Origin of the sequence: Amycolatopsis sp. NPDC048633, from assembly GCF_040650695.1 — a bacterium.
In the GTDB taxonomy this organism is placed as follows: Bacteria; Actinomycetota; Actinomycetes; order Mycobacteriales; family Pseudonocardiaceae; genus Amycolatopsis.
The window spans coordinates 1-17935 of record NZ_JBEZHS010000056.1 but is presented as its reverse complement, the minus strand read 5'-3'; the positions used below and the strand labels follow the sequence as shown (position 1 = coordinate 17935).

At 71.9% G+C, this 17935-nt stretch carries 16 protein-coding genes; 10 read left to right on the top strand and 6 right to left on the bottom strand.

Annotated features, from left to right (window positions below):
- Position 1: 1 nt before the first annotated feature.
- Entirely contained in the window at positions 2-907 is a 906-nt protein-coding gene (locus tag AB0C38_RS46980; RefSeq protein WP_360687308.1) for a PAC2 family protein, read from the bottom strand.
- A 38-nt stretch (positions 908-945) separates the two neighbouring features.
- Between AB0C38_RS46980 and metH the strand changes: the two genes are divergently transcribed.
- The 6 genes from metH (at position 946) to hisG (ending at position 8453) form a co-directional block, all read left to right on the top strand.
- Positions 946-4500 carry a methionine synthase gene (gene metH, locus AB0C38_RS46975; protein WP_360687304.1) on the top strand — a complete coding sequence of 1185 codons (3555 nt, stop codon included), beginning with the start codon at positions 946-948 and terminating at the stop codon, positions 4498-4500.
- Between the two features lie 20 nt (positions 4501-4520).
- Positions 4521-5183: an HAD family phosphatase gene (locus tag AB0C38_RS46970; RefSeq protein ID WP_360687301.1), complete on the top strand. Its 663-nt coding sequence runs from the start codon at positions 4521-4523 to the stop codon at positions 5181-5183.
- Between the two features lie 58 nt (positions 5184-5241).
- Positions 5242-6699: an AlkA N-terminal domain-containing protein gene (locus AB0C38_RS46965; protein WP_360687299.1), complete on the top strand. Its 1458-nt coding sequence runs from the start codon at positions 5242-5244 to the stop codon at positions 6697-6699.
- Positions 6700-6706: 7 nt separating this feature from the next.
- The gene (locus AB0C38_RS46960; RefSeq protein WP_360687296.1) at positions 6707-7198 is read left to right on the top strand and encodes a methylated-DNA--[protein]-cysteine S-methyltransferase; all 492 of its coding nucleotides are present in this window, start codon (positions 6707-6709) and stop codon (positions 7196-7198) included.
- A 113-nt stretch (positions 7199-7311) separates the two neighbouring features.
- Positions 7312-7575: a phosphoribosyl-ATP diphosphatase gene (locus tag AB0C38_RS46955; RefSeq protein WP_155544123.1), complete on the top strand. Its 264-nt coding sequence runs from the start codon at positions 7312-7314 to the stop codon at positions 7573-7575.
- A 32-nt stretch (positions 7576-7607) separates the two neighbouring features.
- Entirely contained in the window at positions 7608-8453 is an 846-nt protein-coding gene (gene hisG, locus AB0C38_RS46950; protein ID WP_326949716.1) for an ATP phosphoribosyltransferase, read from the top strand.
- Positions 8454-8501: 48 nt separating this feature from the next.
- Here the strand turns inward: hisG and AB0C38_RS46945 are convergent, their stop codons facing one another.
- The 3 genes from AB0C38_RS46945 to AB0C38_RS46935 form a co-directional block, all read right to left on the bottom strand.
- Positions 8502-9437: a ParA family protein gene (locus AB0C38_RS46945; protein ID WP_360687293.1), complete on the bottom strand. Its 936-nt coding sequence runs from the start codon at positions 9435-9437 to the stop codon at positions 8502-8504.
- Between the two features lie 64 nt (positions 9438-9501).
- Positions 9502-10293, bottom strand: coding sequence for a thioesterase family protein (locus tag AB0C38_RS46940; protein WP_360687290.1), 792 nt, complete (start codon positions 10291-10293; stop codon positions 9502-9504).
- The gene (locus AB0C38_RS46935; RefSeq protein ID WP_360687288.1) at positions 10293-11189 is read right to left on the bottom strand and encodes a RecB family exonuclease; all 897 of its coding nucleotides are present in this window, start codon (positions 11187-11189) and stop codon (positions 10293-10295) included. Before AB0C38_RS46935 ends, AB0C38_RS46940 begins: the two co-directional genes overlap by 1 nt.
- A gap of 326 nt (positions 11190-11515) precedes the next feature.
- On the opposite strand from AB0C38_RS46935, the gene AB0C38_RS46930 reads away from it, so the two are divergent.
- The 3 genes from AB0C38_RS46930 (at position 11516) to AB0C38_RS46920 (ending at position 14372) form a co-directional block, all read left to right on the top strand.
- On the top strand, positions 11516-12667 hold the full coding sequence (locus AB0C38_RS46930; protein WP_360687286.1) for a site-2 protease family protein: 1152 nt from the start codon (positions 11516-11518) through the stop codon (positions 12665-12667).
- A 72-nt stretch (positions 12668-12739) separates the two neighbouring features.
- A complete protein-coding gene (locus AB0C38_RS46925; protein ID WP_360687284.1) occupies positions 12740-13570 on the top strand; it encodes a tRNA (adenine-N1)-methyltransferase in 831 nt (276 codons plus the stop codon).
- 4 nt (positions 13571-13574) lie between these two features.
- Positions 13575-14372 carry a pentapeptide repeat-containing protein gene (locus AB0C38_RS46920; RefSeq protein WP_360687281.1) on the top strand — a complete coding sequence of 266 codons (798 nt, stop codon included), beginning with the start codon at positions 13575-13577 and terminating at the stop codon, positions 14370-14372.
- Here AB0C38_RS46920 and AB0C38_RS46915 read toward each other — a convergent pair.
- Both AB0C38_RS46915 and AB0C38_RS46910 read right to left on the bottom strand, forming a co-directional pair.
- Complete coding sequence (locus AB0C38_RS46915) at positions 14369-14818, bottom strand: hypothetical protein (RefSeq protein WP_360687278.1); 450 nt, start codon at positions 14816-14818, stop codon at positions 14369-14371. The two genes, AB0C38_RS46920 and AB0C38_RS46915, sit on opposite strands and share 4 nt — an antisense overlap.
- Positions 14819-14831: 13 nt before the next feature.
- Positions 14832-15704 carry a hypothetical protein gene (locus tag AB0C38_RS46910; RefSeq protein ID WP_360687275.1) on the bottom strand — a complete coding sequence of 291 codons (873 nt, stop codon included), beginning with the start codon at positions 15702-15704 and terminating at the stop codon, positions 14832-14834.
- A gap of 365 nt (positions 15705-16069) precedes the next feature.
- Here AB0C38_RS46910 and arc point away from each other — a divergent pair, with 365 nt between their 5' ends.
- Entirely contained in the window at positions 16070-17872 is a 1803-nt protein-coding gene (gene arc, locus AB0C38_RS46905) for a proteasome ATPase (RefSeq protein ID WP_284744987.1), read from the top strand.
- The last annotated feature ends 63 nt before the right edge of the window (positions 17873-17935 follow it).

Below are 17935 nucleotides of genomic sequence, written 5' to 3'. Positions count from 1 at the left end.
CTCAGCGCAGGCCGAAGCCTTCCTGTCCGCCGCCTCGGCCGCGGCGGCGCAGGTAGCGCTCGAACTCCGCGGCGATCTTGTCACCGCTGACGTCCTGTTCCGCGACCTCGGTCTGCGCGTCGCCGCGCTCCTCGAGGCTGCGGACGTACTCGCTGATCTCTTCGTCCTCGTCGGCCATCTCGCTGACCGTGCGCTGCCACTCCTCGGACTGCTCGGGCAGCGCGCCCAGCGGGATCTCGACGTCGAGGATGTCCTCCAGCTTGTGCAGCAGCGCCAGCGTCGCCTTCGGGGATGGCGGGTGCGACACGTAGTGCGGCACCGCGGCCCAGATCGACACGGCCGGGATGCCCTCCTGCACGCAGTAGTCCTGCAGGATCCCGACGATGCCGGTCGGGCCCTGGTAGTTGTTCATCTCCAGCCCGTAGAGCGACGCGGTGTCCTTGTCGTACGCCGTCCCGGTGACCGGGACCGGCCGCGTGTGCGCGGTGTCGGCGAGCAGCGCGCCGAGCGTCACCACGGTCGCGACGTCCAGCTGCTTGATGTGCTCCAGCAGCTCGGCGCAGAAGGCGCGCCAGCGCATGTTCGGCTCGGGGCCCTGCACGAGCACGACGTCGCGGTCGAACCCGTCGGGACGGCACACCGACAGCGTTGTCGTCGGCCAGTCCACCCGTCGAGTGACGCCGTCCACCATCCGGACGGTCGGGCGGCTGACCTGGAAGTCGTAGTAGTCGTCAGGCTCCAGTTCGGCCAGGGGTGTCGCGTCCCAGTTCAGCTGCAGGTGCTCGACCGCCCGGCTGGCCGCGTCACCTGCGTCGTTCCAGCCTTCGAAGGCGACGACCATCAAAGGCCGGGTGGGTTCGGTGCGGTCGCCAGGCGGCCGCGGGGTCTCGTCGACGGGCTCACTCACCAACCCAGCCTACGACCACCGGCCTTACCCTGTTCAGCATGTCCGACCGGGTGTCGTCGCCGTTCCTCGAAGCGCTTCGCTCGCGTGTCCTGGTGGCCGACGGCGCGATGGGCACGGCACTGCAGGCCCACGACCTGAGCCTGGACGACTTCGACGGCCTCGAAGGCTGCAACGAGATCCTCAACGTCACCCGGCCGGACGTCGTCCGCTCGGTCCACCGGGGCTACCTGGAGGCGGGCGCGGACGCCGTCGAAACCAACACTTTCGGGGCCAATTTCGCCAACTTCGCCGAGTACGACATCACCGGCCGGATCTTCGAGCTCGCCGAAGCGGGCGCGCGGCTGGCCCGGGAGGCCGCCGACGAGTTCGCGACGCCGGACCGCCCGCGGTTCGTGCTCGGCTCGGCCGGCCCCGGCACGAAGCTGCCGACGCTCGGCCACGCGCCGTTCACCACGCTGCGCGACGCCTACCAGGAGGAGGTCCGCGGCCTGCTGGCCGGCGGCGTGGACGCGGTGATCGTCGAGACCACCCAGGACATCCTCCAGACCAAGGCGTCGATCATCGGCGCGAAGCGGGCGATGGCCGCCGAGGGCCGGCCCGTGCCGATCCTGGCGTCGATCACGGTCGAGACGACCGGCACGATGCTGCTCGGCACCGAGGTCGGCGCCGCGCTGGCCGCGCTGGAGCCGCTCGGCATCGACCTGATCGGGCTCAACTGCGCCACCGGGCCGGCCGAGATGAGCGAGCACCTGCGGCAGCTGGCCAAGCACGCCCGGGTCCCGCTGTCGGTCATGCCGAACGCCGGCCTGCCGGAGCTGGGCCCGGCGGGCGCCGTGTACCCGCTCGGCCCGGAAGCGCTGGTCGAGGCGCTCACCGGGTTCGTGCGCGAGTTCGGCGTCGGCCTGGTCGGCGGCTGCTGCGGCACCACCGACGAGCACATCCGGCAGCTCGCCGCCGCCGTGGCGGACACCGCCCCGGTCCCGCGGCGGCCCCGACCCGAGCCCGGCGTGTCGTCGCTGTACCAGGCGGTGCCGTTCAAGCAGGACGCGAGCGTGCTGATGATCGGCGAGCGGACCAACGCCAACGGCTCCAAGGCGTTCCGCACCGCGATGCTCGCGGGACATTTCGACGACTGCGTCGAGATCGCCCGCGAGCAGACCCGCGACGGCGCGCACCTGCTCGACCTCTGCGTCGACTACGTCGGCCGCGACGGCACCGCCGACATGGCCGAGCTGGCCGGCCGGCTCGCCACGGCGTCCACCCTGCCGATCATGCTCGACTCCACCGAGGTCCCGGTGCTGCGGGCCGGGCTCCAGCGGCTCGGCGGCCGCTGCGCGGTCAACTCCGTCAACTACGAGGACGGCGACGGTCCGGAGTCCCGGTTCACCCAGGTCATGGGGCTGGTGAGCGAGTACGGCGCCGCCGTCGTCGCCCTCACCATCGACGAGGAAGGCCAGGCGCGGACGGCGCTGAAGAAGGCCGACATCGCGTCCCGGCTGATCGCCGACATCACCGGGAAGTGGGGCCTGCGGACGTCCGACGTCATCATCGACGCGCTCACCTTCACCATCGCCACCGGCCAGGAGGAGTCGCGCCGCGACGGCATCGAGACGATCGAAGCCATCCGCGAGATCAAACGGCGCCACCCCGAAGCCCAGACCACGCTCGGCCTGTCGAACATCTCCTTCGGGCTCAACCCGGCCGCGCGGCAGGTGCTGAACTCGGTGTTCCTGCACGAGTGCGTCCAAGCCGGACTGGACACCGCGATCGTGCACGCGTCGAAGATCCTGCCGATGGCCCGGATCCCGGACGACCAGCGCGCGATCGCGCTCGACCTCGTCCACGACCGCCGCCGCGAAGGCTACGACCCGCTGCAGGAACTGATGGCCGTGTTCGAGGGTGTGAGCGCGGCGTCGTCGAGGGCATCACGGGCCGAGGAGCTGGCCGCGCTGCCGCTGTTCGAACGGCTGGAACGCCGGATCGTCGACGGCGAGCGCACCGGGCTCCCCGCCGACCTCGACGCGGCGCTGGAACAGCGGCCCGCCCTGCAGATCATCAACGACACGCTGCTGTCCGGCATGAAGACCGTCGGCGAGCTGTTCGGGTCCGGGCAGATGCAGCTGCCGTTCGTGCTGCAGTCCGCCGAGGTGATGAAGGCCGCCGTCGCGCACCTCGAGCCGCACATGGAGAAGGACGACGACGCCGGCAAGGGCCGGATCGTGCTGGCCACCGTCCGCGGCGACGTGCACGACATCGGCAAGAACCTCGTCGACATCATCCTGTCCAACAACGGCTACGAGGTGGTCAACCTCGGCACCAAGCAGCCGATCACGACCATCCTCGACGCGGCGGCGGAGAACGGCGCCGACGCGATCGGGATGTCCGGGCTGCTGGTGAAGTCCACGGTGATCATGAAGGAGAACCTCCAGGAGATGAACTCCCGGGGCGTCTCCGCGCGCTGGCCGGTGCTGCTCGGCGGCGCGGCGCTGACCCGGTCCTACGTCGAGAACGACCTGAGCGAGCTCTACTCCGGCGACGTCCGCTACGCGCGGGACGCGTTCGAGGGACTGCGGCTGATGGACGCGATCATGGCCGCGAAGCGGGGCGAATCGCCCATTGTGGACGCCGACGCGGAGCAGAAACGCCAGGAGCGCAAGGAACGCCGGGAACGCTCGCTGCGGATCGCCGGGGCGCGCAAGGCCCGCAAGGCCGAGGAAGAAGCCCTCGAAGGGCCGCCGCCCGCGCGCTCGGCCGTCGCCACCGACCTCCCGCTGCCCACCCCGCCGTTCTGGGGTTCGCGCGTGGTCAAGGGCGTCGCGCTCGCCGACTACGCCGCGATGCTCGACGAGCGCGCGACCTACATGGGGCAGTGGGGCCTCAAGGGCGCCCGCGGCGGCGCCGGCCCGACGTACGACGAGCTCGTCGAGTCCGAAGGCCGGCCGCGGCTGCGGTACTGGTTGGACCGGCTGACCGCGGACGGCGTCCTGGCCCACGCGGCCGTCGTCTACGGCTACTTCCCGTGCGTCGCCGAGGGCGACGACCTGGTCGTGCTCACCGAGGCCGAGCCCGACGCGCCCGAACGGCTGCGCTTCACCTTCCCCCGGCAGCGCCGCGACCGGCGCCTCTGCCTGGCCGACTTCTACCGGCCACGCGACGCGGGTCAGGTCGACGTGGTGCCCTTCACCGTCGTCACCATGGGCCAGCCGATCGCCGACTACGCGAACGAGCTCTTCGCCGCCGACGCCTACCGCGACTACCTCGAGGTGCACGGCCTCGGCGTCCAGCTCACCGAAGCACTGGCCGAGTACTGGCACTGCCGCATCCGGGGCGAGCTGACCCTCCCCGGCGGTGTGGCGGTCGCCTCAGAGGACCCGGACGACGTCGAGGACTTCTTCAAGCTCGGCTACCGTGGGGCGAGGTTCTCACTGGGCTACGGCGCCTGTCCCGATCTCGAGGACCGGGCGAAGATCGTCGCGCTCCTCGAGCCGGGCCGCATCGGCGTGAAGCTGTCCGAGGAGTACCAGCTGCACCCCGAGCAGTCGACCGACGCGATCGTCTGCCACCACCCGGAAGCGAAGTACTTCAATACCTGACCCTTGGAGGGGGATCCATTGTGGACGGTCTCGGCGCCGTGTTGTGGGACATGGACGGCACACTCGTCGATTCCGAGAAGCTGTGGGACATCGCGCTGTACGAGACGGCGGAATGGCTCGGCGGCAGGCTTTCCGAGGAACAGCGGATGACGCTCGTCGGGTCCAACATGGACGACACGTCGGCCTACCTGCTCGAGGTCGTCGGCCGGCCGGTGACCCCGGAGGCGGTCGCCTCGACCGGGGGAGAGATCCGCCGTCGCACGGCCGGCCTCTTCGACGACGAGCTGCCGTGGCGCCCGGGTGCCCGCGAAGCACTGACGGCGGTACGCGAAGCCGGCCTGCCCTCGGCGCTGGTCACCTCGACCGAGCGCGCGTTGACCGAGCTGGCGCTGAACACCATCGGACGGGACTTCTTCGACGTCACGGTGTGCGGCGACGAGGTCGAGGGGCACAACAAGCCGCACCCGCGCCCGTACCTCAAGGGGGCCGAGCTGCTCGGTGTCGACCCGGCGCGGTGTATCGCGGTCGAAGACTCGCCGCCGGGTACCGAATCGGCGGTCGCGGCGGGCTGCACGGTGCTGGTGATCCCCAACGACGTCCCGGTCGCGCCGGGGGAGCGGCGCGTGTTCCGCGACTCCCTGGTCGGGATCGACGTACCGGCGCTGGCGGCCTTGCTCGGCTGAGTACGGCCATGTCGCATTTCCGCTAGCCCCGGCTCCGGGGGTCGGCGATGCTGGGGGCGTGTACGAGGACTTCGAACGGTGCGTGCGAGCCGTGCAGGCGAAGGACGCCCGGTTCGACGGGTGGTTCTACTGCGCGGTCCTGACCACCCGGATCTACTGCCGGCCCAGCTGCCCGGTGGTGCCGCCCAAGCGGCAGAACATGAGCTTCCACCCGAGCGCCGCGGCCGCGCAGCAGGCCGGGTTCCGTGCCTGCAAGCGCTGCCGCCCGGACGCCAGCCCGGGGTCGCCGCTGTGGAACGAACGCGCCGACCTCGTCGCGCGGGCGATGCGGCTGATCGCCGACGGCGTCGTCGACACCGATGGCGTCCGCGGCCTCGCCGCCCGGCTCGGCTACAGCGTCCGGCAGGTCGAGCGCCAGGTGTTCGCCGAGCTCGGCGCCGGCCCGCTGGCGCTGGCCAGGGCCCAGCGCGCGCAGACCGCGCGGACCCTCATCGAGACGACCACCCTGCCGATGACCGAGCTGGCCCTCGCGGCCGGGTTCGGCAGCATCCGGTCGTTCAACGACACCGTCCGCGAGGTCTTCGCGCTCTCGCCGACCGAGCTGCGCAGCCGGGCGAAGGGCAAGCCGTCGGCCGGGGCGATCCTGCTGCGGCTGCCCTACCGGAAGCCGCTCTGCCCGGACAACCTGTTCGGGCACCTCGTGGCGACCGGCGTGCCGGGCGTCGAGGAGTGGCGCGACGGCGCCTACCGCCGGACGCTGCGGCTGCCGCACGGCCACGGCATCGTCGCGCTGCGGCCGGAGGACGGTCACATCGCGTGCCGGCTCAGCCTGACCGACCTGCGGGACCTGCCGGCCGCCACCAGCCGCTGCCGCCGGCTGCTCGACCTCGACGCCGACCCGGTCGCCGTCGACGACCAGCTCGGCACCGATCCGCTGCTCGCGCCGCTGGTCGAAGCCGCGCCGGGCCGCCGGGTCCCGCGCACGGTCGACGGCCCCGAGTTCGCCGTGCGGGCCGTGCTGGGGCAGCAGGTCTCGACGGCGGCGGCGCGGACCCACGCGGCCCGGCTCGTCGTCGCCCACGGCGAGCCGATCGACGACCCCGAGGGCGGGCTGACCCACCTGTTCCCGTCCCCGGACGCGCTGGCCTCGCTGGATCCCGAGACGCTCGCCATGCCGCGCAGCCGGCGCCGGACGTTGCTCGCCCTGGTCGAGGCGCTGACCGGCGGGCTCGACCTCGGCGCGGGCAGCGACTGGGAAGCGACCAGGGCGGCGCTGACCGCGTTGCCGGGCTTCGGGCCGTGGACGGTCGAGAGCATCGCCATGCGCGCGCTCGGCGACCCGGACGCGTTCCTCCCGACCGACCTCGGCATCAAGTACGCCGCCGAGCTGCTCGGCCTCGGCGGCCAGGCCGCCGTCGTCGCCCGGTCCGGGGCGTGGCGCCCGTGGCGCGCCTACGCCACCCAGCACCTGTGGGCCACCGGTGACCACGCGATCAACCGCATGCCCGCGGCTTAGGAGACCCATGCGTTCCCACACGGTGGTGGACAGCCCCTGCGGCCCGCTCACCCTGGTCGCCCGGGGCGAGGCCCTCTGCGGGTTGTACATGGTGCGGCAACGGCACCGTCCCGACGAGCTCACCTTCGGCGAGCCCGACCCGGGCGCGCCGATCTTCGCCCGCGCCGAGGCCGAGCTGAAGGAGTACTTCGCCGGCCAGCGGCACCGGTTCGAGCTGCCGCTGACCCTCGTGGGCACGCCGTTCCAGCAGCGGGTCTGGACGGCGCTGCAGGAGATCCCGTACGGCGCCACGACTTCCTACGGCGAGCTGGCCGACCGGCTGGGGCAGCCCACCGCGTCGCGTGCGGTCGGTCTCGCGAACGGCAAGAACCCGATCGGCATCATCGTGCCGTGTCACCGCGTGGTGGGCTCGACCGGCTCGCTCACCGGATACGGCGGCGGCCTCGAGCGCAAGCGGTATCTGCTCGACTTCGAACAGGCGCGCGAAGCGCTCTTCTGACCAGGATCGATCCCATCCCTCGGGAACGGATGTCCACGGAGGTGTGACATCGGCGGCATCCGGACCGGCCCGGGGCGGTACGGGCCCGGCCGGGATGGAAGGATCTGCAGACCGTGAAGACCTTCGATGAGCTGTTCGCGGAGCTTGCCGAGCGCGCGCGTACCCGTCCCGACGGGTCCGGCACCGTCGTCGCCCTGGACGCCGGGGTGCACGCCCAGGGCAAGAAGGTGCTGGAGGAAGCCGGCGAGGTGTGGATCGCGGCCGAGCACGAGTCCGACGAGCGCCTCGCCGAGGAGATCTCCCAGCTGCTGTACCGGCTGCAGGTGCTGATGCTCGGGCGCGGCCTGTCGACCGAGGACGTCTACCGCTACCTGTGACGGGTCGCTCGAAAAACGAGGAGAAAAGCGAAATGCTGCGTGTTGCCGTGCCGAACAAGGGAGCCCTCGCCGCCACCGCGACGGAGATGCTCGGCGAGGCGGGCTACCGGAAGCGGCATGAGCAGCGCGACCTGACGATCCTCGACACGGTCAACGAGGTCGAGTTCTTCTTCCTGCGCCCCAAGGACATCGCGATCTACGTCGGCTCCGGCGACCTCGACCTCGGCATCACCGGCCGCGACCTCGCGCTCGACTCGGGCGCGCCGGTCGAGGAGATCCAGGCCCTCGGCTTCGGCGGCTCGACGTTCCGCTACGCGGCCCCGGCGGGCCAGGACTGGAAGCCGGCCGACCTGCAGGGCAAGCGGCTCGCCACGTCGTACCCGCGGCTGGTGCGCGAGGACCTCGCCCGGCACGGCGTCACCGCCGAGGTGATCCGCCTCGACGGCGCGGTCGAGATCTCGATCCAGCTCGGCGTCGCGGACGCGATCGCCGACGTCGTCGAGTCCGGCCGGTCGCTGCGGCAGAACAACCTGGTCGCGTTCGGCGACCCGATCTGCGTGTCGGAAGCGGTGCTGCTGCAGCGGAAGGGCACCGAGCAGAGCAAGGCGAAGAGCCAGCTCGCGGCGCGGCTGCGCGGGGTCGTCTTCGCGCAGCAGTACCTGATGCTGGACTACGACTGCCCGCGCACGCTCGTCGAGCGCGCCATCGCCATCACCCCGGGCCTGGAGTCGCCGACGGTGGCTCCGCTGGCCGACGACGACTGGGTGGCGGTGCGCGCGATGGTGTCGCGCAAGGACGTCAACCGGGTCATGGACGAGCTCGCCGAGGTGGGCGCGAAGGCGATCCTGGCGTCGGACATCCGCTCCTGCCGCCTCTGAACCACTGCGTTCGCGGGCGGGAATTCGCTGCCCGCCCGCGAACCGGGGTCAGCGGGGGCGGTGCGGCTTCTTCGGCAGCAGGTCGTAGAGGCCCTTGCGGGCGCCGTTGTCGTTGGCGTTGCGGGCCACCGACACCTCGGAGATGAAGTCCTCGAAGACGAACTCCTCGTCGGCCGGGATCACCGCGGGCGCCGAGTTCTGCTCCAGGTAGGTGTCGAGCGTGCCCGCGATCTCGCGGAACGACAGCGCCTGCAGGGTTTCCGGGGCGTAGGTCGTGACCGGGACGCCGTGCGCGGCCGCCTCGTTCATCACCACGCCCAGCGGCAGGTGCGAGAGCATCGGGATGCCGAACTCGTACATCTCCTGCAGCGCCGCGGCCGCGTAGTGCGAGATCGGCCGCCGGTAGAGGCTCGGCACCAGGCCGAACCAGGACAGCGGCTGCCGGCCGACGGTCTGCTCGACGTAGCGCACCTGGTCGGCCAGCAACCGCAGCGCGCGGATGCTCGTCTTGTCCGGCTGGACCGGCACCAGGATCCCGTGTGACGCCGCCAGCGCGTTGTTGGTCAGCACGTCCAGCGCCGGCGGGCAGTCGATGATGCAGTGGTCGTAGTTGGCGAACTGGATGACCCGCGCCAGCTGCCAGCCGGGCACGCGGAACGAGTCGAGCCGCCGGATCAGGTCGAACATCCCCGGCGACGTCGGGATGACGTCGAGCGCGCCGCCCTTGCCGAGGTTGCTGCGCGGGTGCCGGACGACGAGCTCCTCGATCGGCCCCTTCCACTTCTTGGCCAGCGCCTTCGCCAGGGTCGGTGCGTCCCCGCGGATCTCGTCCAGACCGAGCATCTCGGTCGTCGCGTGGCCTTGCGGGTCGAGGTCGACCAGCAGCACCCGCCGGCCCCGTTCGGCCAGTGCGGCCGCGGTGCCGACGCTCAGCGAGGTCTTGCCGACCCCGCCCTTCTGGTTGACCACCGAGGTGATCTGCATGCCGGAGCGCTCCTCATGTCGGTCGTTCCGCGAAGGCTATTGGATGCGGGCCCGTTGTGGGTGGCTATCCGCCCCCGGCCTGTCGCGGTCGCACCAGCAGCGCCTGCGCGCCGGTGGCCACCGGACCGTCGCCGTCGTGCAGGATGCTCGTCGCCGTGCCGACGCCGTGCTTGCCGACCAGCGTGACCGCGTCCAGGCCGATCCACTCGCCCGAGGGCGGCCGCCGCAGGTGCACGGTCAGTTCGGAGTTGATGAACCACCACTTGCGCGGGTCGAGGTAGTTGGACACGCCGTTGCCGGAGTCGGCGACCGTGAACAGGCGCTGCAGCCCGCTCGGCTCCTCGCCGTCGACCAGCGGGACGCGCTGGCGGGCCCAGACGGCCGCCGGGCCGGGCACGTCCATGCCGCCGCGCACCGCGCGCCACTCCACGGCGTCGAGGTAGCCGGCCTGCCAGCCCTCCGGCCACGGCGACTCCGTGACGCTGTCCGGCGCGGGCATGAGCGGCCCGCCGTCCGTGGCGATCTCGGCCGTGTCCGACGTCGCGATGCGCCACGCCGAAGCTCGCGCCACCACGCGATCCGCGCTCGCCAGCTCGGCCTGCAGCAGCTCGACCGACCGGCCGGGCCGCTCGATCCGGGCGCGCACGGTGAGGTCGGCGACCGGGGCCGGGCCGAGGATCTCCACGGTCACCCGCGCCAGCTCCGCGGGGTGCGCGGGTTCGACGTTTTCGAGGGCCCGGACCAGCAACGCCGACGGCGGGCCGAAGTGCTGCGAGTCCGGGGACCAGGGGCCGGCCGTGTGGGCGGTCGCGGAGAACCGGTCGCCGCCGAGCGGGACGTAGAAGGCGTCGGCCATCAGTCGGCCCGGTCCAGCGGGGTCTCTTCGCCCGCGTCGGGCTCCGGCCAGCCGGGGTACGCCGGTGGCGTGCCGCCGTACTCGGGGCAGTGCGCCTGGTGGTCGCACCAGTTGCACAGCTTGCTCTTGTTCGCGCGGAAGTCGCCGGTCTTGCCCGCTTTGAGGATGGCCTGCCAGATGGCCTCCAGCGTGCGTTCGAAGCGGAGCAGCTCGGCTTCGTCCGGCGTGTAGGCCAGCGACTGGCCGTCGGTGAGGTACATCAGCTTCAGCTGGCGCGGCACGATCCCGCGCAGCCGCCACAGCACCACGGCGTAGAACTTCATCTGGAACATCGCCTTGGCCTCGCCGATTTCGCGCGGCGCGGCGCCGGTCTTGTAGTCGACGACCCGGATCTCGCCGGTCGGGGCGACGTCCACCCGGTCGATGTAGCCGCGCAGCAGGACGCCGGAGCCGAGCTCGATCTCGACGTGCAGCTCGCACGCCTCCGGCTCGAGCCGCCGCGGGTCCTCCAGCTCGAAGTAGGAGTCCAGCAGCTTTTCCGCCGACCGCAACCAGTCCGCGTGGTCGTCGGGCTTCCCGCCCTCGAACAGCTCGGTCCACTCCGGACGGTCTTCGGACAGCTCGGTCCACGCCGGACCGAGCAGCTCCCGCGCCTGTGCGGGAACCCGCTCGGCGGCCGGCAGCGCGAACAGCCGCTCCAGCACCGAGTGGACGAGCGTGCCGCGCAGCTGGGCCTTGGTCGGGACCTCCGGCAGCCGGTCGACCGCGCGGAACCGGTAGAGCAGCGGGCACTGCTTGAAGTCGCTGGCCCTCGACGGCGACAACGCGGGCCGCCGCCGCACGGTGGCGACGGCGGAGTCTGGGGCATCCGTGGTGACGGTGTCGGCGTCGGGCATGGGCAGAGCGTAACGCCGGGGTACGACAGTTCCGGCGACCGCAACGCCCGCCACCCCGGACAGGTCCGGACAACCGCCGTACCCGGAGGGTCGGCTCGCGTACCCCGAGGGTCGGCTCGCGTACCCAGGAAGTCGGTTCGCGTACCCCGAGGGTCGGCTCAACCCAGCGGTGAGCCGACCCTCCACGTACGTGAGCCGACTGTCCAGGTACGTGGGCCGACTCTCCGGGTACGCGAGTCGTCCGTCCGGGTACGGGTGTGGCCCCGTTCGACATCAGCCGGACCGGATCACCCGCTCCCCACACCGGGGGCTCTAGGCTCTCCGGCATGGCCGCGACCAGTGAGCAGGGCACCGGGGGCACCCGGCAGGCCGTCCACTCGGACGGCGGCCTCCTGCTGTTCCGGGTCGCCGGCGTGCCCGTGCTGCTGGCGCCGTCCTGGTGGGTCGGCTCGCTGGTCGTCGTCGTGCTGTACGCGCCGCTGGTCGGGCGGCTGCTCCCGGACGCCTCGACGCTGACGTCGTGGCTGCTGGCCGGCGCGTTCGCGCTGCTGCTGGGCCTGTCGGTGCTCGCCCACGAGCTCGGGCACTGCCTGGCCGCCCTGCGGCTGGGGATCCCGGTGCGGCGGCTGCGCCTCTTCCTGCTCGGCGGGCTGTCCGAAGTGGCCCGCACGCCGAAGCGGCCGGTCCACGAGGGCCTGGTCGCCGCGGCCGGCCCCGCGGTGTCGTTGCTGCTGGGCGGGTTCTGCGGCCTGCTGATGTTCGCCGTCCCGCCCGACGGCGCGGTCTGGATGCTGGTGGCCGAGTGCGCGGTGGCGAACCTCGCCGTCGGCGTGTTCAACCTGCTGCCCGGCCTGCCCCTGGACGGCGGCCGGCTGGTCCGCGCGGGCGTTTGGGCGGCGACCGGGATCCGCGCGAAGGGCACGCGTGCCGCGGTCGTCGGCGGTGCGGTGGTGGCCGCGGGGCTGCTCGTGTGGGCGCTGTGGGGCCTGGCGACCGGGAGCCCGGACCGCTGGCTGCGCCTCGGCGTCTGCGTCGTCACGGCGTGGTTCGTGATCCTCGGCGCGCGGTCGGAGCTGGCCGCGGAAGCGCGCCGCACCTGGCCGGAAGGACTCGAGCTGGGCCAGCTGGTGCGGCCGGTGCTGCAGCTGCCCGCCGAGAGCCCGGTGTCGGACGCGCTGGCCGCCTCGGCCGGCCGGGGCGTGGTGCTGGTCCGCGCCGACGGCGTCGCCGCCGGGCTGCTCGACACGGGCGCGGCGGAGCGGCTCGCGGGCACGTCGCCGAACGCGCCGGCGGAGTTCGCGGCCGAGCCGATCCGGGCCGAGACGGTCCTGCTGGCTTCGGAGCCGGGGGAGGACGTCGTCGAGCGGGTCCGCGAAACCGCGGCGTGGCAGTTCCTGGTGGTCGACGACGAAGGCCGCCCGGCGGGCGTGCTGCGCCGGGACGACCTGCGGGCCGCGCTGAACCGCCGCACCCGCTGAGACCCGCTGCGGCCACGGCCCGGGCGGCCTGCGAAGATCTGTCGTCGGCCATTCGGGGTACTGGAGGAAGTGTTGTCGGTCAGCGGACCGTTTCGCGCGGGTGATCGGGTGCAGTTGACCGACTCGAAGGGGCGCCACTACACCCTGACGCTGGCCGACGGCGGGGAGTACCACACCCACCGCGGCGGGCTCGCCCACGACGACCTGATCGGCCGTCCCGAGGGCTCGGTGGTGACGTCCGCGGGCGGGTCGACGTACCTGGCGCTGCGCCCGTTGCTGCCGGACTACGTGCTTTCGATGCCGCGCGGCGCGCAGGTGATCTACCCGAAGGACGCCGCCCAGATCGTGATGTGGGGCGACATCTTCCCGGGCGCGCGCGTGCTCGAGGCGGGCGCGGGCTCGGGCGCGCTGACGTGTTCGCTGCTGCGCGCGGTGGGCCCGGCGGGGAGCGTGCAGTCCTACGAGATCCGCGACGACCACGCCGTGCACGCCGAGCACAACGTCGTGAAGTTCTTCGGCGAGAAGCCGGCGAACTGGTCGCTCACGGTGGCGGACCTGGCGTCGCACGAGGGCGAGGTCGACCGGGTCGTGCTGGACATGCTGGCCCCGTGGGACCAGCTGCCGAACGTGGCCGCCCACCTGGTGCCGGGCGGCGTGCTGACGGTCTACGTCGCGACCGTGACCCAGCTTTCGCGCGTCACGGAGTCCCTGCGCGAACAGCAGTGCTGGACCGAGCCCGAATCGTGGGAAACGCTGATGCGGCCGTGGCACGTGGTGGGTCTGGCGGTGCGCCCGGACCACCGGATGGTCGCGCACACGGCGTTCCTGCTCACCGCCCGTCGGCTCGCGGACGGCACCGTGTCCCCGCGCGTGTCCCGGCGGCCCGCCAAGGGCAAGGGCTGACACCATGACCGCCCGCCGGCGGCTCGGGATCGCGGTCACCGCGGCCGGGTTCGCCGGGGTGACCGCGTTGTGTGTGGTGTTCGCGCCGTCCTGGCTCGTCGGAGGGGCGACCGGCTTGAGCGCGGCGGAGCGGCTGAAAGCCGTCAACGACGTCCGGGCGACGCTGTTGCCGGCGCTGGGCGGCTTGCTGGCCCTCACGGGCGTCGGACTGGGTGCGTACCTGACGTCCCGGCAGCTGCAGCTGAACCGGGAGAGCCGGTCGATCGACCTCTTCACCAAGGCGATCGAGCAGCTAGCCGGGGAGAACGAGGCGACCAGGCACGGCGCCGTCTACGCGCTCGAGCGGCTGGTCGAGCTGGATCCCCGGTACCGCGGGCACGTCCACGCCCTGCTGACGTCGTTCATCTGCCTGCGCGCGCCGTGGGCTTCCGGAACTCCGCGCCGCGAGGGCGGGGTGGCGAACGACGTCGCCGCAGCACTGGCCGTGTTGAGCCGGGGTGACGTGATCGAGCCGGGGGACGGGTCGGAGCTGGAGCGGGTGGACCTGCGGGGCGCCGACCTGCCCGGTCTGGCCATTCCGCTGATCTGCCTGGCCGGGGCCAACCTGGAAGAAGCAACGCTGAAGGGCGCGAAACTCGCCGGAGCGACGCTCACCGGCGCCATCCTGCGGGGCGCGGACCTGCGGGGCGCGGATCTCCGCGGAGCCGACCTCACGGGTGCCGATCTCGACGGTGCGCTTCTCGACGGAGCCGAAGCCGACGCGACCACCCGCTGGCCGGCGGGGTTCGAGCCGCCGGGCTAGCCCGGCACGCACCAGCGGCCGTTTTCCTTGTGCAGCGGGAAGGGCGTGTCCTTCGTCCCGCCCGCCGCCTCGACGTGCACCTTCGCCGTCGCGGACTCGCCGCGGACCTCCGGCGGCTCCCGGAGGGTCGCCGTCACCGGGCCGGCCGCGTCCCACGTGCGCTGCAGCCCCGCCAGGGCCTCCGCGCTCTGCGGGCGGCACGTCAGCTTGCCGAACGCCCCCGAATCGTGCGCCGTGATCGCGTCGACGATCGCGCGGGCCAGCACGTTCACCGCCGCCGTGTCGACCGCGGAGGGCGCCGTGGACGTCGACGCGCGGGTCGGCGGGGGCGCCGAGGTCGACGGCGCGGGCGGGGAGCCGGACGGCGCGACGAGCAGCAGTCCCAGCACCACGCCCGCTCCGGCGACACCGAGCAGCACGAGCCCGGCGGCGAGCGCGCGGTTCACCGCCGGCGCGGGCTCACGAGCCGTCCGCCTTCACGTTGGACAGGCACCACAGGCCGGATTCCTTCTGGGCCGACATCGTGCCGACCTTGGTCTTGCTGCCGTCGGTGGCCGAGTAGCGCACGGTGGACTTGTCCCCGGTGTCCTGCGGCGTGCCGGTCAGCTTCACCGTGACCTTCGGGATGTCGCCCGTGGTGCCCTCGAAGACACTCCGGCAGATGGTGTCGGCCAGCGCCTTCTCGTCGCCCGCGTTGTAGGCGGAGATCGTCGTGTCGAACAGCTCCTGCGAGCTCCCCTTGCCGGCCGGGGCGGGACCGCCGGCGGGCTTGCTGCTCTTCGTCGACGGGCTGGTCGGCGAGGTGGTCTTGCTCTTCGGGGTCGACGTCTTCGGTGCGGACGTCGGCGCCGCCGAGCTGCTGCTGGCAGGCGGCGCGGCCGTGTTGCTGTCATCCCCGTTGGCGAGGACGAACCAGGTCACGCCGCCGCCGACGAGGATGACCGCGGCGGCCGCGATGCCGATGATGAGCCCGGTCTTCTTTTTCTTGGGCGGGGGCGCGTCACCGAAGCCGCCGCCCCCGTACGGGTCGTAACCGCCGAAGCCCTGCTGCTGCTGGTCGTAACCACCCGGTTGCTGGCCCCACTGGTCCTGCTGCCCGTACTGGGGGTAGCCCTGCTGGGGCTGAGGGCCCGTCTGCGGCGGGTAACCCCCCTGCTGCGGCTGCCCGTACGGGTCGGGCTGGCCGAACTGCTGGGTGCCGCCGTAGCCCGGCTGGGGCTGCGGTCCGCTCTGGGGGTAGCCGCCAGGCTGCTGGCCGTACGGCCCGGGCTGCTGCCCGTAGCCGCCGGGCTGCTGGCCGTAGCCGCCCGGTTGCTGCGGCGGGTAGGTCATGGGTGGTGCCCCCTCGCGTTCCTTCGACTCCGGACACCGTCCTCAAGGCGGCCGGCGTCGGCCCGATGCTAGCCATCGGGCCGGGGCGCCGCGCGGTTAGGGCGGAACTCGTCCGAATCGTCATCGCGGGGCAGGGTTGGGCCGTCTGCGGAGCGGGTACTCCCGCCGTGCCTGGTTCGTCCCAGCCCGGATGAGCCCGCGACGCGCCGGGGTCACGGCACCGAAATGGCCGCTTGCGCTGCGGGAATGTCCGTGCTGGACCAGGCGAGGAAACCGCGACGCGCCGATCTTGTGATCCGGAAAGGCCTTTTCTTGTCGGTGATCGCCGGTACCGTGGAATGAAAAGCACTCCGAGGAGGTGCCCGATGCATCATGACCTTCCCGGAGGTCGGCGCGAGGAGGCCGACCCTTCAGCAACATCCGGAGCTGGGACGACGGCGGACGAGCAGGCTAGGCAGATCCGTTTTCTCGAGGAGGAAGTGGCGCTGCTGCGCCGCAAACTGACCGACTCGCCACGGCAGAACCGAGTTCTCGAACAGCGGCTCGCCGAGGCCTCGGAAAGGGTGAGCCAGCTCACCGAACGCAACACCAAACTGGTCGAGACCCTGCGTGAAGCACGAGGACAGCTCCTCGCGCTGCGTGAGGAAGTCGACCGGCTGGCCCAGCCACCGTCCGGGTACGGCGTCTTCGTCGAGGCGTACGAGGACAACACGGTGGACGTCTTCACTGCGGGCCGGAAGATGCGGGTGTCGGTCTCACCCGCGGTCGAGCTCTCGTCGTTGCGTCGCGGCCAGGCGCTGCGGCTCAACGAGGCGCTCACCGTGGTCGAGGCCGGCGGCTTCGAACGCACCGGCGAGGTGTGCGCGTTGCGTGAGGTGCTCGCCGCCGACGTAGAGGGCGGCAGCCTTCGCGCGCTGGTGGTCGGGCACGCGGACGAAGAGCGGGTGGTCCTGCTCTCCGACCTGCTGGCCGAGCAGCCGCTCAAGCCGGGCGACTCGCTCTTGGTCGACTCCAAGGCCGGCTACGCGTACGAGCGCGTGCCGAAGGCGGAAGTCGAAGACCTGGTGCTGGAGGAGGTGCCGGACGTCCGCTACGAGGACATCGGCGGCCTCACCCGGCAGATCGAGCAGATCCGGGACGCGGTGGAACTGCCGTTCCTGCACGCCGACCTCTACCAGGAGTACCAGCTGCGCCCGCCCAAGGGCGTCCTGCTCTACGGCCCGCCGGGCTGCGGCAAGACGCTCATCGCCAAGGCGGTCGCGAACTCGCTGGCCAAGAAGGTGGCGGCGGCGCGGGGCGACAACGAGGACGGGAAGTCCTACTTCCTGAACATCAAGGGCCCCGAGCTGCTCAACAAGTTCGTGGGGGAGACCGAGCGGCACATCCGCCTGATCTTCCAGCGGGCGCGGGAGAAGGCCTCCGAGGGCACTCCGGTGATCGTGTTCTTCGACGAGATGGACTCGATCTTCCGGACCCGTGGGTCGGGCGTTTCGTCCGACGTGGAAACCACGATCGTGCCCCAGCTGCTGTCGGAGATCGACGGTGTCGAAGGCCTGGAGAACGTCATCGTCATCGGCGCCTCCAACCGCGAGGACATGATCGACCCGGCGATCCTGCGGCCGGGCCGGCTCGACGTCAAGATCAAGATCGAGCGTCCGGACGCCGAAGGCGCGAAGGACATCTTCTCCAAGTACCTGGCCGAAGGCCTGCCGATCCACGCCGACGACCTCGCCGAGTTCGGCGGCGACGCCAAGGCGACGTTCGACGCGATGATCCAGCACACCGTCGAGCGCATGTACGAGGAGAGCGACGACAACCGGTTCCTCGAGGTGACCTACGCCAACGGGGACAAGGAGGTCCTGTACTTCCGTGACTTCAACTCGGGCGCGATGATCCAGAACATCGTGGACCGGGCGAAGAAGTCGGCCATCAAGTCGGTGCTGGAGACCAACCAGCCCGGCCTGCGCGTGCAGCACCTGCTGGACGCGATCGTCGACGAGTTCGCGGAGAACGAGGACCTGCCCAACACCACCAACCCGGACGACTGGGCCCGGATCTCCGGCAAGAAGGGCGAGCGGATCGTCTACATCCGCACGCTCGTCACCGGCAAGAACACGGACTCGGGGCGGGCGATCGACACCGCCACGAACACCGGGCAGTACCTGTAGGTCGAACCCCAAGGACTTCTCGACGCTGGCGCTGGCGATCAACACCGACGACTGGGCCGCGGC

Excerpts from the sequence above, each read along its gene's own strand:
- AB0C38_RS46940 (WP_360687290.1), bottom strand. The coding sequence starts at position 10,293 with ATGGCCGACGCCTTCTACGTCCCGCTCGGCGGCGACCGGTTCTCCGCG.
- AB0C38_RS46945 (WP_360687293.1), bottom strand. The coding sequence starts at position 9,437 with ATGCAGATCACCTCGGTGGTCAACCAGAAGGGCGGGGTCGGCAAGACC.
- arc (WP_284744987.1), top strand. The coding sequence starts at position 16,070 with ATGCATCATGACCTTCCCGGAGGTCGGCGCGAGGAGGCCGACCCTTCA.
- hisG (WP_326949716.1), top strand. The coding sequence starts at position 7,608 with ATGCTGCGTGTTGCCGTGCCGAACAAGGGAGCCCTCGCCGCCACCGCG.
- AB0C38_RS46930 (WP_360687286.1), top strand. The coding sequence starts at position 11,516 with ATGGCCGCGACCAGTGAGCAGGGCACCGGGGGCACCCGGCAGGCCGTC.
- AB0C38_RS46920 (WP_360687281.1), top strand. The coding sequence starts at position 13,575 with ATGACCGCCCGCCGGCGGCTCGGGATCGCGGTCACCGCGGCCGGGTTC.
- AB0C38_RS46960 (WP_360687296.1), top strand. The coding sequence starts at position 6,707 with ATGCGTTCCCACACGGTGGTGGACAGCCCCTGCGGCCCGCTCACCCTG.
- metH (WP_360687304.1), top strand. The coding sequence starts at position 946 with ATGTCCGACCGGGTGTCGTCGCCGTTCCTCGAAGCGCTTCGCTCGCGT.
- AB0C38_RS46910 (WP_360687275.1), bottom strand. The coding sequence starts at position 15,704 with ATGACCTACCCGCCGCAGCAACCGGGCGGCTACGGCCAGCAGCCCGGC.
- AB0C38_RS46935 (WP_360687288.1), bottom strand. The coding sequence starts at position 11,189 with ATGCCCGACGCCGACACCGTCACCACGGATGCCCCAGACTCCGCCGTC.